Origin of the sequence: Rhodanobacter sp. ANJX3 (genome assembly GCF_014200755.1) — a bacterium.
Classification (GTDB): domain Bacteria; phylum Pseudomonadota; class Gammaproteobacteria; order Xanthomonadales; family Rhodanobacteraceae; genus Rhodanobacter.
In genome coordinates this window covers 25,778-40,678 of sequence record NZ_JACHCM010000008.1, presented here as the reverse complement: position 1 = coordinate 40,678, position 14,901 = coordinate 25,778, and the positions used below count along the sequence as shown (strand labels likewise).

15 protein-coding genes are annotated in these 14,901 nt (G+C 62.2%); 11 read left to right on the top strand and 4 right to left on the bottom strand.

Annotation, left to right across the window (positions count from 1 at the left end; all coding sequences use genetic code 11):
• Positions 1–40: 40 nt before the first annotated feature.
• Positions 41–973 carry a M14 family metallocarboxypeptidase gene (locus HDE76_RS18070; RefSeq protein WP_184509610.1) on the bottom strand — a complete coding sequence of 311 codons (933 nt, stop codon included), beginning with the start codon at positions 971–973 and terminating at the stop codon, positions 41–43.
• A gap of 165 nt (positions 974–1,138) precedes the next feature.
• Between HDE76_RS18070 and HDE76_RS18065 the strand changes: the two genes are divergently transcribed.
• The 4 genes from HDE76_RS18065 (at position 1,139) to HDE76_RS18050 (ending at position 4,322) form a co-directional block, all read left to right on the top strand.
• Positions 1,139–1,456 carry a putative quinol monooxygenase gene (locus HDE76_RS18065; RefSeq protein ID WP_184509608.1) on the top strand — a complete coding sequence of 106 codons (318 nt, stop codon included), beginning with the start codon at positions 1,139–1,141 and terminating at the stop codon, positions 1,454–1,456.
• Positions 1,457–1,634: 178 nt separating this feature from the next.
• Positions 1,635–1,976, top strand: a complete 342-nt coding sequence (locus HDE76_RS18060) for a hypothetical protein (RefSeq protein WP_184509606.1) — start codon at positions 1,635–1,637, stop codon at positions 1,974–1,976.
• Positions 1,973–2,317: a hypothetical protein gene (locus HDE76_RS18055; protein WP_184509604.1), complete on the top strand. Its 345-nt coding sequence runs from the start codon at positions 1,973–1,975 to the stop codon at positions 2,315–2,317. Before HDE76_RS18060 ends, HDE76_RS18055 begins: the two co-directional genes overlap by 4 nt.
• Entirely contained in the window at positions 2,310–4,322 is a 2,013-nt protein-coding gene (locus HDE76_RS18050) for an XVIPCD domain-containing protein (RefSeq protein WP_184509601.1), read from the top strand. Before HDE76_RS18055 ends, HDE76_RS18050 begins: the two co-directional genes overlap by 8 nt.
• A gap of 86 nt (positions 4,323–4,408) precedes the next feature.
• Here the strand turns inward: HDE76_RS18050 and HDE76_RS18045 are convergent, their stop codons facing one another.
• Positions 4,409–5,209 (bottom strand): transporter, encoded by an 801-nt coding sequence (locus HDE76_RS18045; RefSeq protein ID WP_184509599.1) that lies wholly within the window; start codon positions 5,207–5,209, stop codon positions 4,409–4,411.
• 275 nt (positions 5,210–5,484) lie between these two features.
• Between HDE76_RS18045 and HDE76_RS18040 the strand changes: the two genes are divergently transcribed.
• Positions 5,485–6,189: a hypothetical protein gene (locus HDE76_RS18040; RefSeq protein WP_184509597.1), complete on the top strand. Its 705-nt coding sequence runs from the start codon at positions 5,485–5,487 to the stop codon at positions 6,187–6,189.
• Between the two features lie 442 nt (positions 6,190–6,631).
• Here HDE76_RS18040 and HDE76_RS18035 read toward each other — a convergent pair whose 3' ends face one another.
• Positions 6,632–7,237: a hypothetical protein gene (locus HDE76_RS18035; RefSeq protein ID WP_221262474.1), complete on the bottom strand. Its 606-nt coding sequence runs from the start codon at positions 7,235–7,237 to the stop codon at positions 6,632–6,634.
• Between the two features lie 60 nt (positions 7,238–7,297).
• Entirely contained in the window at positions 7,298–7,849 is a 552-nt protein-coding gene (locus tag HDE76_RS18030; RefSeq protein WP_255481669.1) for a GFA family protein, read from the bottom strand.
• A 116-nt stretch (positions 7,850–7,965) separates the two neighbouring features.
• Between HDE76_RS18030 and HDE76_RS18025 the strand changes: the two genes are divergently transcribed.
• The 6 genes from HDE76_RS18025 to HDE76_RS18000 all read left to right on the top strand — a co-directional run bounded on the left by HDE76_RS18025 (position 7,966) and on the right by HDE76_RS18000 (position 14,896).
• The gene (locus HDE76_RS18025) at positions 7,966–9,606 is read left to right on the top strand and encodes a histidine kinase famiy protein (protein ID WP_304624929.1); all 1,641 of its coding nucleotides are present in this window, start codon (positions 7,966–7,968) and stop codon (positions 9,604–9,606) included.
• Positions 9,607–9,830: 224 nt separating this feature from the next.
• Entirely contained in the window at positions 9,831–10,607 is a 777-nt protein-coding gene (locus tag HDE76_RS18020) for a TIGR00266 family protein (protein WP_184509594.1), read from the top strand.
• 155 nt (positions 10,608–10,762) lie between these two features.
• Complete coding sequence (locus tag HDE76_RS18015) at positions 10,763–11,593, top strand: AraC family transcriptional regulator (RefSeq protein WP_184509592.1); 831 nt, start codon at positions 10,763–10,765, stop codon at positions 11,591–11,593.
• A gap of 25 nt (positions 11,594–11,618) precedes the next feature.
• On the top strand, positions 11,619–12,692 hold the full coding sequence (locus HDE76_RS18010) for an alpha/beta hydrolase (protein ID WP_255481668.1): 1,074 nt from the start codon (positions 11,619–11,621) through the stop codon (positions 12,690–12,692).
• A 209-nt stretch (positions 12,693–12,901) separates the two neighbouring features.
• On the top strand, positions 12,902–13,351 hold the full coding sequence (locus HDE76_RS18005; RefSeq protein WP_184509589.1) for a lysozyme inhibitor LprI family protein: 450 nt from the start codon (positions 12,902–12,904) through the stop codon (positions 13,349–13,351).
• A gap of 27 nt (positions 13,352–13,378) precedes the next feature.
• On the top strand, positions 13,379–14,896 hold the full coding sequence (locus HDE76_RS18000; RefSeq protein ID WP_184509586.1) for a peptidoglycan-binding domain-containing protein: 1,518 nt from the start codon (positions 13,379–13,381) through the stop codon (positions 14,894–14,896).
• Positions 14,897–14,901 lie beyond the last annotated feature (5 nt).

The following is a 14,901-nucleotide window of genomic DNA, read 5'->3' as shown; positions in this document are numbered from 1 at the left end:
TCTCACCTGCATTGATGGCGTTTGGCCACTTCAGCTCAACTCAGGCACTAGCGACTTCTGCCAACACAAAATCGATCGCCGCACACACCGCCGCCACCTGCGCGGCGTTGCACTGCTCGGGCGTGGCGCGAGGGCTGTCGGGATAGACCTCGGTGGTGGTGACATAGGGGGCGTCAGTGACGCGGGCACACAGGCCGAGTTTTTTCAGCGAGTACTCGATGACCCCCGGCGCGACCATCGGCGAACCGATGATTTCGCCGCGCTCATCGGCCGGCGCGATATGGGTGACTTTGGCAACCGCGGCAATCACCGCCTGTTGAAACGCGGGCTGCGGGTTTTCGCTGTCGTCCACCAGATAGAAGCCGTCCGGAATATCGTCGGGCTCGTAATGGATGCCGTCGCGTGCGGCCAAGGCCGGCCGAAACTCGGACTCGTCGGTATCGGTGGTTTCATGCAGGTCGATATGCATCAAGGCGCGAGCGCGGATGGGCTCGACCAGTCGCATCAATGCGGCCGACTCCTGTGCGGGACTATCGGCGCGAAACGAACGGTTCGGATCGAGCGCGTCGGCGTTCCAGCGGTGAATGCGTTCGTAGGCCCAGGGACTGATGCATGGCGCCACCAAAATATTGACCCGGCCGGCGTAGTTCGCCATCTGCCGATCGACAAACTGCAGCGCGCCGTGCACGCCGCTGGTTTCATAACCGTGCACGCCACCGGTGACCAGTACCACGGGTAGCGCATCGTTCCAGTCGCGGCTGCGGATGGCGAACAGCGGATAGCTGTCCGGCGCGTAGTCGATCCGGCCGTACTCGGATACATCGAAGCGAGAGCGAAAGGTATCGATCACGCTGACCACATCCGCGGCATAGCTGCGCTGGACGACTTGCCGTGACAGCCATAACGCAACCTCAGCCTCGCCCCAGGGACGTCCCGGTGTGCCGATGGAATAAGGGGCTTCGGTACTACTCATTGCGCGGCTCGCTTTCAAGTGACGACAATCGCATCACTCTAGCACTGGACGCAGGCCTCGAATCGACGGCAGGCAATCATCCCAAACGCCGCACCGACCGATAAACCTCACTCCAATTGAATGACCGCCCTGCTAGGTTGCCCTTCCCGCTCAGGAGCAAACGAAATGATCCACGTTATTGCCATCATCACGGCCAAACCCGGCCGCCGCGCCGAGCTGCTGGAACGCTTTCTCGCCGTGGTGCCGATCGTGCACACCGAAGACGGCTGCATCGAATACCGGCCCATCATCGACAATGACGCAGGGCTCGACGGTGCGCGTGAAGCCATCGGCCCCGACACGTATATCGTTGTTGAAAAGTGGTCCAGCGTGGCGGCGCTCGATGCGCATGCGGCGACCGACCATATGCGCAAGTACGGCGAAGAAACCGGCGACCTGATCGCCAACCGCGTGCTGCACGTGATGCGCGACACAACGAGTTGATTGCCGGCGCTCTATCGTCGCGTCTTACACGCACGTAAACCCAGCAGGCGATCGTTTCATCGCTCGCTGCTCTTGCGGCTCCATTCGTTCGCCTATCTCGTGTTGGTGCAGACGTTTGCGCGATCGACGCCACCGGTGCTAAGTTGAATTTCGCTTTGAACGCACGGAGAGCCTGTTCATGCGCCTCGTTTTTTATCCGGGTGATACTGCCAAAAATGTGATTGGCTCCGGCGAAACTGCAGCTGTTTTTGTGCCAGCGTCGAACTCGCTAAACCTTTTTTTCGTTGAGCGATCGCGCACAACGTCTGAGGCAATTACGCCGTTTCCCGCGGTCCAAAACATCGCCGCTGGTGTTCAGCGCATCTCGTGGCTCTTCTATCGAAAAGGCACCCACAACAGCTTCATGTCCGAAATGAAGGACGGCTTCACCGAACGAAACCCGCGAGGAAAGACGCTTGGGCCTGATCGGATGCGGGCCTTTCGCTCATCCACGCAATCGACTCAGGAAATCAGGCCATGACCCAGTCCATCGACCCGGCAAAGCTCCAGGCGAGTGCAGAGCATCTGGAGTGGACGCTCAAGCAATATCCCGATAGTGAGGACGTGCAGAGCCTCCTTCGTGCTTTGCTGCCGCTTATCGAAGCGGCCAAGGCAGGACAAGTGCTGAAGCCCGTCGATCGAAGGAATATTCCGGGCAACTATAACTTTGGCGATGGCCTCTACACACCGTATAAAGATCCGGACGTCGACGAGGCGTATTCGGAATTCTCCGCGCAGATGCGCGGGGGGCGCGACGAGGAGGAGAACGACATCATTGCCAGTGTTCAGGCCATGATCGACGGAGCGAAAGCTCATGACTGAGGGCATCACTCCCGACGACCTGCGACAGCAACATGCCGCCGCCATCAGCCGAAGCGAAACGTTCGTTACACAGGGCGTGAGTGAGGAGGCGGCAAAAAGCTATCTGAAAACCTCGGATGGCCAGATCTATCTGCAGCGGCTGGTACAAGCCGACCCCACTAGCTCGGCATCGAAAATAACCGATCGCGCCGTTAGCCAGATCATCTCCGGCCGCGAACTTCCGCGCATGGAACTCAACAGCGAGCCGCTAGTGAAGATCGTGCCGACGGGCAGCACGGTGTCGCCATACTCGCCGTTTTTCGCCAAGCAATCGGCGTTCGAAGACGCGCTGCATCAAGGCCACAATCTCTCCGATCGTTTCGGCCTGCCAATCCAGAGCGAAGCAGCGCGTTACGACGTCTATCAAATCAAACCCAAGGCGCCGACCGAGGTGTTCGTCAGCCACATCGCCCCGACGTCCGAACTCGGCGGCTTAGTAGCCAAGCCCGGCGGAGCCGAGCAGTATCTGGTGCCGCATCGCGGGCTGTATAGCGAACCCACCTACCTGAAGAGCCTGGACAACAGCCTCGCCGTGCAGGCCGAGCGCAGTGCCGGCGCAGGGCTATCGTCCAGTGCAGCCAGCAGGGGGCTCGGCGCGCTGGGCGCGGCTGCCGTGATCTACGATGCCACCGCTACGGGGCAACGTACGGCTGATCTGCTGCATGCAGGCAACCGTGTCGGCGGCCAATCGGAGATTCTGCATTTTGGCGGTCGAAATCTCGGCATGCTCGCGGGCGCGGAGCTTGGCGCGGCCACCGGCGCGGCGCTGGGCGTGGAATCGGGCCCAGGCCTGCTTGCCACGGGTGCCGTTGGTGGCATCGCTGGCGCGATTGGTGGCAGCAAGATCGCCGATGCGATCGATCATCATCGCATCTATAACCAATCTGACAGTCAAGGCAGCACTTGGCGATATGATCCGCAGCAGCCGGCCCAGGGCTGGACGCGTCAGGAACAGCACCGCACGCTGACCGCCGATGCGGCGCTTTCCAATCAGCTCAATTTTCAGGCGTCGAGCACCGCGGTGCAGGTGGCGCTGGCCAACCCCGCCACGCCAAAAGATCCCTACGCGCAACCGGCCGCTGCCGGGGATGCGCCGAGCGCGAGAAATGCGCCCTGGACGCGCGATGCGCAGACGCATGCGTGGACGCGCGAGCTGACCGATCAAATACTCGAACACGGCATGGCCGGCACGCGCGTGGAAACCGCCAACCCCATGCGGGCGGCGCAGCTCGATCAGGCAGCGCGGCAAACCATTGCCGAGAATATCGCTACCTCACCGCAAGGGATGGCCCAACGCTACCAGGCTGCTTACGCCCAGTACGGCTGGAATCAATACGGCGCCATGCCCGACGCGGTAACTCACGCGCTGAAAACGTCCAACAACATCGTGCAAGCATCGGACGGGCATACCTATACGCGAGCGGTCGATGGGCAGTGGAGCACACCCGGCACTCTGTGGGGTACGAATACCGCAAGCGGCAATCTGCGCGATGAACTCGATGCCACTCGGCAAACGGAAGCAGCGCGCGCGAGCGTTAGTGCACCCGTAGCCGCGCCAGCGCGGCTCGACCAGCCTGCGCATCCCGACCACCCGCTCTATCTGCAGGCGCGAAACGCCGTGCACAGAGTCGATGCACAGATCGGCCATACGCCGGATCAGAAAAGCGACAACCTGTCTGCCGCTGTTGCCGTAGCCGCGCGCAGCAGCGGCCTGAAACACATCGATCACGTGGTATTGAGCGAGGACGGCGGTCGAGCCTTCGCCGTTCAGGGCGATCCTGGATCACCTGCCCGACAGATCGCGCACCCGGTGGACACCGCGCTAGCGGTTCAGACGTCCATCGTGCAGAGCACCGCCACCATGGCACGCGTTAACCAGCAGCAGGCGCAAGCGCAAGCTCCGACTGCCATGCAGAACGCGCCGGAAGCGCAGCAACAGCGAAGCGCGACACCGTTATCGCGGTAAACGCGGCGCTGGCACTCATGACGCGCAGAGCTTTGTTCGGCGCTTGCGCGCAGGCGTTTTGGCCACCTCGCGCGCTACCACCAGCGCTAGAACCGATGCGACAGCCCAAGGTAAATCTGGCTATCCGGCGTGCTGCGGTTGAGGCCGAAATTGGCACCGACGTCCAGCTGCAGTGTCGGGTTCACCAGAAAAATCAACGCCGCGTCGGCCGATCGCTGGCGGATGGTGCCGGCCGGGTCGCGATTGTCCTGTGCCCATAGCTCGACAGCGAGGCTCAATCGACTGGTTAGCGGATGCGCCACGTTGACTAGGCCGGTCACGGCAGCATGATGGCCGTGACCATCGCTATCGGCCAGCAGATCGAGCTCCGGTCCCAACGTCAGTGAAAAACCTCGCGGCAATGCAACGCCGATCGGCGCCGCCAGGCCGCCCTCCCAACGATCGTTGCCCAGATCGTGCGATGCGGTAGGCGCCTTGATAAAGGGAATCAGCGACATGCTGACCGTGTCGTCGCTGAACAACCGCGACTTCAGCCGCACGTAGACATCGCCGGCACCGGAAACGCTGCGGTTCCGACCATCGTCCTTGGTACGCACGCGGATGGCTGGCGCCCAGTTGATCTCAATGTCCTGATGATCGTTTAAGCCATATTTGAAATAGGGATTGAGGTAATAGAGGGTATCGGTGCTCACACCACCATGCTGATCGTGCGTGGTGTTACCGATATCGGTTTCCAGCTGCCAGCTGCCCTGCGGTACGGTGCAGGTCGCGTTGGCCTTGGTCGGACGGTCGGTGCAAATGGGCGTGGTGTCGGCGCTTTGGGCGTGGACGATAGGGGTACTCTGAAGGAACAGTGCCGCTGTAAGGATAAAAAGGGGTTTTTTCATCAGCGATCCAGCGTGGCGCCGAACGTGGCGGACAAATGCCCGATCCATCTCGGCGCGGTGGGTGTCGCAAGAAATTACAGGCAGGTGCGTAAAAGGAGCACATCCTTTGCGGGGATTCCCGTAAAAAGTTCGTCATTCCGGCGCAAGTAATTGGACGTCAAAACCGGGGAACCCTTTCGCGTGACTCGGCTGGCATAGCTGGCGTTTGCGCATACGCTGCGAACGACAAATATCTGAACTACTATTTCTCAAACCGGGGTAGCCAGGGGAATGTCATGCTGAACGTCGTTTCGGGGCGGAGGCGGGATCACGTTTTTTTCGGGGCGATGGCGCTGGCTGTCGCCGCAGCCGTCTATATCGGGTTTGAGAACAGCTATTTTCGGGCCGGGCTGATTTTTGCTCATCTGCCGAGCGTAATGGTGCATATACACGGCGCACTGTTCGTCGGCTGGGTGCTGCTGCTCGCCGTGCAAATCACGCTGGTCGCCAGCGGACACACGCGCTGGCATCGCCAACTCGGCGTGCTTGGTGCTGTGATGGCGCCGCTGATGGTGATTGCCGGCTTTGTGACTCTGGTATTGGCGCTTCGTCGCAACGCGGTGCCACGCATACAACCGTCGGTGTTTTTCGCCGGCGATCTGTTACAGCTGATTGCCTTCGCCATTCTGGTGACATGGGCCCTGCGCAAGCGCAAGGAACCGGCAGCGCACAAGCGGCTAATGCTGTTTGCCACCATCGCAATACTGGCGCCTGCGGTCGATCGCTGGCCGTTCGCCTTTATGAACTCGATCCTGATGACCACGGCAGTTCTCACCGCCTTTCCGCTCGCCCTCGCCGCTTACGATCTGGCAACGACACGCCGCGTCCATTGGGCCACGCGGTGGGGCCTGGCACTGTACGTGCTGATGATTGTCGGAATCTTCGTGCTGCCGGCATTGCCGCCGTGGCAGGCATTGACCTCATGGGTCGTGGGTGCCTGAGGCATAGCGCAGATAACAGACGCTAGCTGAGACATGGAAAGCGGCCATGGGCCCGGACAGAAAAGCAGCGATAGCGGCTAGTGCCTGACCCGCGCCATCCAGTCGACCCATCGAGCCGGCGAACCCGTCCGGCACTCCTTCCCACAGATCGACGCTGCGGCGAGCCGGAGGTCGGTCCGTCACGAAACCAAATGGCATGAAGCGTACGAATATCGTTTAGCGTCTTTTCTCGCGTGGCTTCGTCCTGCCTGCTCAATCCGGAGCGATCGATGCCGATCTCCGACACTTTTTCGGCGAGTACCGGACTGGGCGGCAACAAAGGAGCCGCGAGCATGCACAGAACGATCGGGATGCCGCTTCGTTTCGTTTCAAACGTAGAGTGAAATCCTATAGAAGCCTAAAAACGGCTCACTGAGGAAACGCGCGCTCCGATCGTTCTTTCTCACTGCCTGCACTGCCGCAGCTGCGCACCGTACGCTCGCGCCAGGTTGTCGACGACGTCGGCAGTCTGCAGCAGGTGGGCATCGTGCTTCCACTGGCCGCTGCGATAACCGCCGATACCCTCATGATAAGCAAGGTAGAGATTCTTCGGATCCCACTTCGAGATGGCCAGCTCGCGATGGATGCGGTCGGTGTACCAGCCGAGGAAATCGAGCGAGTTGTTCATGTTTTTGCGGCTCTTGAACCAGCCGCTGTTTTCCCTCCGATACTCCTTCCATACCGGATCCTGCGCCTGCGCATAACCATAGGCGCTGGACCGGCGCGGTAGCGGAATAAAAAGAAAGTGCGGTCGATCCGGGCGCGCCTTGCCGCGGAAATCGGATTCCCGCTGGACAAAGGCCATCAGCACATTCACCGGCGTGCCCCACCGCTTCTGTGCTGCGAGAGCATCGCGATACCAGCTCGGGTACTGATCGAAAACCTGGCAAATGCTCTGGCTGTTGCGCGGCGGCGCCGTGGTGGCGCACCCGCTCAAGGCCAGCAGGCCAAGCGCAAAAAAGGCGATGCCGAGTCGTCCAATCATGGTGGAACGGCGTGCGTTGATCATGCGCGCAGATTAGCAGCCGGTAACGCGCGCCGAGATGCACGCATGGCGGAATCGCTTGCGCTAGAACCAATAGTCACCGACACAGCGACCATCGCGCGGCAGGGGCTCGAACGTGTCCAGCCCGTCGAGGTGCTCGATGGGAATGGGCGCCACCGATGCGGGCTCGGCCATGCGCAGATTGACACCGATCCGACGCTGCCCCGTCGCGTCCGTCTCGCGACCGCGCCAGTAGGCCACGCCGCCGCACACCGCGCAGAAATGAAACTCGATCCCGCCGCCGCGCCAGTAAGCCCGCGTGTTCCCCGAGATTCGCACGCCGTCGTTCTCGTGACCGTAAGCCCAGAGCACGCCGTAACGGCGGCAGACCGTGCAATTGCACGCCGTGGCGCTGTCGGGCGTGTGGTCGAGATGCCATCGCACCGAACCGCAGTGGCAGGAACCGTCGATCGTCGCTAGCTCCATCGAACAACTCCTTTGATTGAGGCCCATCGGCTTGCTGGCGCCGTTCGAATGGCGGCCAGCGGTTTTTCCTGCAGGCACGTTTTCTTCACCGAGCTTAACGGGAAGGGGGTGGAAACATCCACGCCGCGTGACGCCCGCCTTGTGCGGCATGGATGGTGTCGAAATATCGGGTGCAAACGGTTAGAGGCGATCTCTCGCCGGCGAGCCTTGCCTTGCCGCACAGGTCAACTCTTTTCAAATCGACGAATCAAAGCCAGAGCCCATCCATGATCGAATCGACCGACGTCAAGCCACCCGATTTCCCGGAGCCCACCTCGCCCGCCGCTGCCATTTCCTACACCGGCATGGATCATCCGGGTGAGGACATGTTTTTCGCCGCGGTCGAAATCACCCGCATGCCGATGACGGTGACCGATCCGCACCGGCCGGACAACCCGATCATCTTCGCCAACAAGGCGTTTTTGCGTATGACCGGCTACACGGTGGATGAAATCGTCGGGCAGAACTGTCGCTTTCTGCAAGGCAAGGATACCGATGCCGAAGTTGTCGCGGGCATTCGCGCCGCCGTGCAACAGCGGCGCCAATACGCCACCGAAATTCTCAACTATCGTAAGGACGGCTCTACCTTCTGGAACGCGCTGTTTATTTCGCCGGTCTACGACAAGCAGGGCAACCTGGTTTATTTCTTCGCTTCGCAGCTCGACGTCAGCCGCCGCCGCGATGCCGAAGATGCCCTGCGCCAGTCGCAGAAAATGGAGGCGCTGGGCCAGCTCACCGGCGGCATTGCGCACGATTTCAACAATATTCTGCAGGTGCTGACCGGCTTTCTCGAGGGCATTGGGCACGGTATCGACCGACCCGACGTCGACCGGCCGAAACTGCATCGCCAGATAGACATCTGCCAAAAAGCGGTGGAGCGCGCCGGCACGCTGACCAAGCAGCTGCTGGCTTTCGCGCGCAAGCAGCAGCTCGAGGGACGCATGGTCAACGTCAATCACTTGATCGAGAACATGCACGAGATGATGTCGCGTGCACTCGGTGAATCGGCCGAGCTTGAGCTGGATCTGGCGCCCGACCTGTTGAACGCGCGCATCGACTCGACGCAGTGCGAAGTGGCCATGCTCAACATCGTCATCAATGCACGCGATGCGATGGCCGGGCTTGACGATCAGCTGATACGCATCAAGACGGAAAACGTCAGCGTCGTCCACGGCAACAAATATGAAAGTATCGATCTGAAACCCGGCAAATACGTCGTCATTGCCCTATCGGACAACGGTGCCGGCATGCCGCTGGAAATCAAAAAGCGCGTCATGGATCCTTTTTTCACCACGAAGGAAGAAGGCAAAGGCACCGGCCTCGGGCTGTCGATGGTGTACGGCTTCGTGCGCCAGTCCGGCGGTACGGTGCTGATCGACTCCGAGGAAAACGTCGGAACCTCCGTGCGCCTGTTCTTTCCCGCCAGCGAAGCGCTGGAGCACTCGCCGGCGGCCGTGTTGAAAGAAAAGGTCGTGCCGCACAGCGGTCGCGAACATGTCCTTGTCGTGGAGGATCGCGAAGACGTGGCCGTGTTGGCCAGAGATATCCTGGAGGAGTACGGCTACCGCGTAACGGTCGCCAACAATGCGACCGACGCGTTGCACGCCATCGATGCGAACCCGCACTACGATCTGCTCTTCACCGACCTGATCATGCCCGGCGGCATGAACGGCGTGATGCTCGCACGCAAGGCCTGCCAGCGCCTGCCCCGTCTCAAGGTACTGTTGACCACCGGCTACGCCGACTCGTCCATCGAGCGTACCGATACGCGCGGCAGCGAGTTCGACGTCATCCACAAGCCTTACGGCCGCGCCGAGCTGGCGCGCAAGGTGAAAATCGTCTTGAACGGTCACACCGGCGTCAGTTAGGCAGCAGCATCAAAAACAGTGCGCCGAAGACGTCTGCACCACCGTCAGGTGCGGAAGCGGTTCGCACAGCGGCAAGTGGCGCAAGCGTTCTCTCGAGACCCAAGCGAATGACGGCGACCAGAAGAGGCAGCAGCGGCGTACTATCCGCTAGCCATTGCCGAATTGCCGGTGGTCGCCCGACGCCAGGGGCAACCGGTCAACGCCAACTATCAGGAGGACGCCTCATGCAGACCCGTATCCAAGGCACAGTCATGCCCGTGCTGGAAGTGCAGCTCGATCCCAACGACAGCGTGTTCGCCGAGAGCGGCGAGCTGTCGTGGATGACCGCATCGATCCAGATGACCACGCACACCCAGATGGGCGGCGGCGGTGGGCTGATGGGCATGTTCAAGCGCGCGGTCGGCGGTGGTAGTTTCTTCATGACCGAATACCGCGCCGTGCAGCGGCCCGGCGAGGTCGCGTTCGCCACCAAGGTGCCAGGACATATCGTGCCGGTACCGGTAAGCCCGTCCAACGAATATCTGGTACACCGGCACGGCTTTCTCTGCGCCACGCCGCAGGTCACCCTCGGCGTGGGCTTTCAGCAGTCGCTGGGTGCCGGCATCTTCGGCGGCGATGGCTTTCTGCTGCAGAAGATCGGCGGCAACGGGACCGCGTGGCTGGAGCTTTCCGGTGAGCTGATCCAGAAAAATCTGGCGCCTGGCGAAACCTTGCGCGTGCATCCGGGCCATGTCGGTGCGTTTCAGGCGTCGGTCGGTTTTCAGATCACCACGGTGCCCGGTATCAAGAACGCGATCTTCGGCGGCGACGGCATTTTTCTCGCGGCGCTCACCGGCCCCGGCACCGTCTGGTTGCAGACCCTGCCGATCTCCCGCCTCGCGCACCAGATCGCCGAATATCTGCCCAGCAGCGGTGGCGGTGGACGGGCGGCATCGGTCGGTATGGGCGGCGGCCTGCTCGGCGGCATCGTCGGCTCGATGCTCAACGGCAACGACAACTGAGCGGTTGTAAACACAGGCTGCATTACCAGGACCCCGACCGGGAGCGACCCTTACAAATCATTCTCGACGCCTTTTCTCCAGGCGCAAGAACGATCAAACGCGCCGCCCTCGCCTGCCATTAATCTGCAGCGGTCGATTCCACCACCGGGTCTGAGATGGCGGCTGCCGAAAAAGCGCTCTGGTTCATCGAAAGCCATTACAGCGAGGATCTTTCGCTTGGCGTTATCGCCGACGTAGCCGGCGTCTCGCCGTTTCATTTGGCGCGGCTGTTTCAGACGATGATCGGCTGCTCGGTGATGCGCTACCTGCGCGCGCGCCGGCTGAGCGAGGCCGCGCACAGGCTGGCCGGTGGTGCGCCGGATATTTTGGAGGTAGCGCTCACCAGCGGCTACGGCTCGCATGAAGCGTTCACGCGAGCCTTCGGCGAGCAGTTCGGCCTGAGTCCAGCGAGCGTGCGCGAGCGCGGCTCGGTAGCCGAGCTTGGGCTGGTCGAACCCTGGCGCAGCCCGGACGGCCCGAACGTCGTGCTGGATCGGCCGCGTCTGGCGCGCGACGGCATTCGCCTGATCGCCGGCCTGGGCTGCCGCTACACCTCGGATACTACGCAGGGCATTCCGGCGCAGTGGCAAAGGCTGTCGCTGCACCACGCGGCGACGCTGCCGCCGAAAGGCATCGCGTTCGGCGTGTTCTGCAACAGCGACGACGAGGGCAGCTTCGAATACATCGCCGGTGTCGACGTACCGAGCTTTAGCGGTCTCGACCCCGCGTTGAGCACCTTGCGACTACCGGCGCGCGAGTATGTCGTGGCCACGCATCGCGGCCATATTTCCGACATCCGCCGTACCTGGCAAGCCTTCGTCGTCGACTGGCTGCCGCGCTCGGGCCTTCGCGCCGCCGACGCGCCCGATTTCGAGAAATACAGCGCGGACTTCGACGATGCCACCGGCATCGGCGATGTCGAGATCTGGCTGCCCCTGCAAGCATGAACCCATCAGCATCGACGAGGACCGCATGACCGCCCGTACCCTTTTGATCGCCTTGGCTGCCGCGTGGCTAGGCGTTTGCACCACGGCACGCGCGAGCGCCGTCGGCGAAATCCATCGTGTGGCACACCTACCAAGCGCCGCGCTTCGCGATGCGCAGCACAGCGACGCGCTGCGCATTACCGTGTGGTATCCCGCCGTCGACGGCGTGCGCGAAACACCGCTGCCGATCGGCCCACCGGATCAACCCCTGTTCGCCGCCGGCAGTGCCGCTGCCGACGCGCCGTTCGCGTCGGGCCGGCACCCGGTGATCCTGCTCTCGCACGGTTTCGGCGGCAGCGCGCGGATGATGGCCTGGTTCGGTACGGCGCTGGCGCGCGCCGGCAACGTCGTCATCGCGGTGGATCATCCAGGCAATAACGGTCGCGACCCGATGACCATCGCCGGCAGCGTGCTGATATGGGAGCGCGCGGTCGATCTGCGCATGGCGCTCGATACCGTCATCACCGACAAGCAGATCAAACCGCATCTGGATACACAGCGACTCGGCGTGGCCGGCTTTTCGCTGGGTGGCTTCACCGCCTTGGTGAGCGCGGGCGCGCGGGTCGACCTCGACCACATCATCCAGTTCTGCCGCTCGCACGCCACCGATGCGACATGCATGCCGCAGGCCGAGGCGCCCGATCAAACCATAGCGACGCGAGAGCAGGCGCTGAAGACGCCACCGCTGGCGGCACTGGCAAAGCATGCCGGCGACGACTATGCGATACCCGACGTTCGTGCCGTGTTCGTCATGGCGCCCGGCGCCATCGAAGCGATCGCCCCGTCCAGCCTGCATGCGCTGGACACACCGATCGGCATTCTGCTCGGCGATGCCGATCCGGTGGCGCCGCCGGCCAGCAATGGCAGGCTGGCCGCAACGTTGCTGCCGCACGCCACCCTGAAAGTGCTGCCTGGCGTGGGCCACTACGATTTTCTGGCCGACTGCACAGCGCTGGGCGTGGAGCGCGAGCCGCTCTGCAAGCAGTTTCACGTACCCCAGTCGACCACTCACGCGATGGCGATCGCCACCGCACAAGCGTTCTTTGCCGATCATCTTTAGCCGCCCAGCAAGATAAGCGCGCCAGCGTGAAGCTGCAGACAAACCTGCATCGAGCGTTTCGTGTACCCGTCATGCGCGCTTTTCGGCATGGCCTGCCGCCGGGGTAACACCGCGTCAGACCAGCGTTTGTCGTCGTCCGAAACCGTTGACATGCCAATTTCATCCATGGCGTTTTATGCTGTGCATCGGCGCAACCCGGGAGAAACACCATGTCCTCAAGGAAACCTTTCGCTCTGGCTCTGACTTTGTTGATGGGCTGCGGGCCACTTGCCGCGTTTGCCGCCGCGCCGTCCGGCAACGACGATCCCGGCCTCACGCATCTCAAGGGCATGTCGCCCGCCTATATTTCCTGCCAGACGTCGGCCGGCGACAATGCGCTCGCCAGCGACGCGTGCATGAGCAGCGAAATGAAGGTGCAGGATGCTCGCCTCAACAAAACGTACAAGGCCCTGCTCGGCGCCCTGAAACCGGACGCCAAAGCGGCACTGATCGACGCCGAACGTGCCTGGGTGCAGTCCACCGCCAAGGATGAAGCGTTCGAGTCCAAACTTTACGGCGACTCGCAGGCAGAGAACGCGCAGCAGCTGGAAAACAAGCTGGCCCGACTCTGCACCCGAGCCAATGCACTGGATAGTTACCTTACGCTGGCCCAGCTCTGACCCAATTACGCTGCCTGGAGGCATGCCATGACGGATCGCATCGACACCCGCAACATCGATTCCACCGCCGGCGCGGTGTATTTCGTGGTCGGCCGAGGCACGGAGGGCGGCCCCTCGGATTCCTATCGATTGTCCGTTGCCGGCGTTCGAAACGCCGACTGGGGCGACGTGAGCGCTGTGGCATCCAACAGCGGTTACAGCATAGGCACGATTCAAGTCGACCTCGGCCAGCAGGGGCTGCGGCCGCTGGGCTCAGCCAGCGACCGCCCGTTGAAGCCGGGCGAGAAAACCTATGTCGATGCCATCATCGAACAGAGCTCGGCCTATGCAAAAACGCACAACTTGCCCTACACCGGCGATCTGACCGCACTGCGCAAGGATCTGCTCTCGCACGGCGACGGTCAGGGGCAACATTCGTCGATCCACTTCATCGACACCCACACGCGCGACAGCATCAACCAATGGGCGTCGTCCAGCGACGGCAAGCAGTGGATCCATCAAAACGTCGATTATCCGCAGATCAAGAGCATCACCGCGGACGCCACCGCCATCGTCGACAAGTACGGCAAGAACATCCCGGAGGATCGGCGCTTCGAGACGATCTGCATCCTGGCCAAAACGGAAAACCAGATACCCGGCAAGATCGCCGGCTTCGAAAAAGTCCTCAAAGACGGCGGCAACTACGACGACGTGCTCAAGCATGCCGACGCCCTGCGCTCCGCCGTGCGGTTCTACGACGGCCCCAAGGCGGCCACCATCGCCGAGGCCTACGACAACGCCTATGGGCAACCGGGGAACAAGGAGGCGCTGGATCGGGCCAACCGCAAAGTGAGCAGCGCGATCTACGATCCGTCCAGCGAAAAAACCGATCCGGACATCCAGGCCGCCTTGAAAGCCATCGGTCAGTCGGCACCCACACGCGCACACCACGATAGCGGCGCACTGCACTCGGGAAGTCACGGCAAGGCCGTCGGCACGCTGCAGAGCGAACTCGCCGCGCTCGGCTATACCGACACCAAGGGGCATGCGCTGAAAGCCGATGGCGATTTCGGGCCCGGCACGAAAGCGGCACTGGAAGCGTTTCAGCGCGATCACCATCTCACCGTCGATGGCGTCGCCGGACCCAAGACGCTCGCCGCCATCCACCAGCAGGCGAAGTCCGGCAAAACGACCAGCCTCGAAGAGACCTCGCATCCCGACCATGCGCTGTACGTGCAGGCGCAAAAGGCCGTGTACGAACTCGATGCGCGCATGGGACGAAAGCCCGACCAGCACAGCGACAACCTTGCCGCCGCGCTCACCGTGGCGGCGAAACGCGAAGGCGTGACGCGAATCGATCAGGTCGTGCTCAACGAGGACGGCTCGCGCGCCTACGCCGTGCAGAACGATGCGCACAAGCACTACGCGCAGGTGCAGACGGCGCAAGCCGTCCACACGCCGGTGGCGCAAAGCAGTCAGGCGCTGCAGACGGCCGACAAAGCACCGACCCAGCCAGTCGTGCAGCAGTCGTCGCCACAGCAGGCCGCGCCGTCCATCGGCATGTAGCCGTC

Bases quoted from the DNA above. Each gene is read 5' to 3' on its own strand.
- HDE76_RS18070 (WP_184509610.1), bottom strand. From the start codon at position 973: ATGAGTAGTACCGAAGCCCCTTATTCCATCGGCACACCGGGACGTCCC.
- HDE76_RS18065 (WP_184509608.1), top strand. From the start codon at position 1,139: ATGATCCACGTTATTGCCATCATCACGGCCAAACCCGGCCGCCGCGCC.
- HDE76_RS18060 (WP_184509606.1), top strand. From the start codon at position 1,635: ATGCGCCTCGTTTTTTATCCGGGTGATACTGCCAAAAATGTGATTGGC.
- HDE76_RS18055 (WP_184509604.1), top strand. From the start codon at position 1,973: ATGACCCAGTCCATCGACCCGGCAAAGCTCCAGGCGAGTGCAGAGCAT.
- HDE76_RS18050 (WP_184509601.1), top strand. From the start codon at position 2,310: ATGACTGAGGGCATCACTCCCGACGACCTGCGACAGCAACATGCCGCC.
- HDE76_RS18045 (WP_184509599.1), bottom strand. From the start codon at position 5,209: ATGAAAAAACCCCTTTTTATCCTTACAGCGGCACTGTTCCTTCAGAGT.
- HDE76_RS18040 (WP_184509597.1), top strand. From the start codon at position 5,485: ATGCTGAACGTCGTTTCGGGGCGGAGGCGGGATCACGTTTTTTTCGGG.
- HDE76_RS18035 (WP_221262474.1), bottom strand. From the start codon at position 7,237: ATGATCAACGCACGCCGTTCCACCATGATTGGACGACTCGGCATCGCC.
- HDE76_RS18030 (WP_255481669.1), bottom strand. From the start codon at position 7,849: ATGCCGCACAAGGCGGGCGTCACGCGGCGTGGATGTTTCCACCCCCTT.
- HDE76_RS18025 (WP_304624929.1), top strand. From the start codon at position 7,966: ATGATCGAATCGACCGACGTCAAGCCACCCGATTTCCCGGAGCCCACC.
- HDE76_RS18020 (WP_184509594.1), top strand. From the start codon at position 9,831: ATGCAGACCCGTATCCAAGGCACAGTCATGCCCGTGCTGGAAGTGCAG.
- HDE76_RS18015 (WP_184509592.1), top strand. From the start codon at position 10,763: ATGGCGGCTGCCGAAAAAGCGCTCTGGTTCATCGAAAGCCATTACAGC.
- HDE76_RS18010 (WP_255481668.1), top strand. From the start codon at position 11,619: ATGACCGCCCGTACCCTTTTGATCGCCTTGGCTGCCGCGTGGCTAGGC.
- HDE76_RS18005 (WP_184509589.1), top strand. From the start codon at position 12,902: ATGTCCTCAAGGAAACCTTTCGCTCTGGCTCTGACTTTGTTGATGGGC.
- HDE76_RS18000 (WP_184509586.1), top strand. From the start codon at position 13,379: ATGACGGATCGCATCGACACCCGCAACATCGATTCCACCGCCGGCGCG.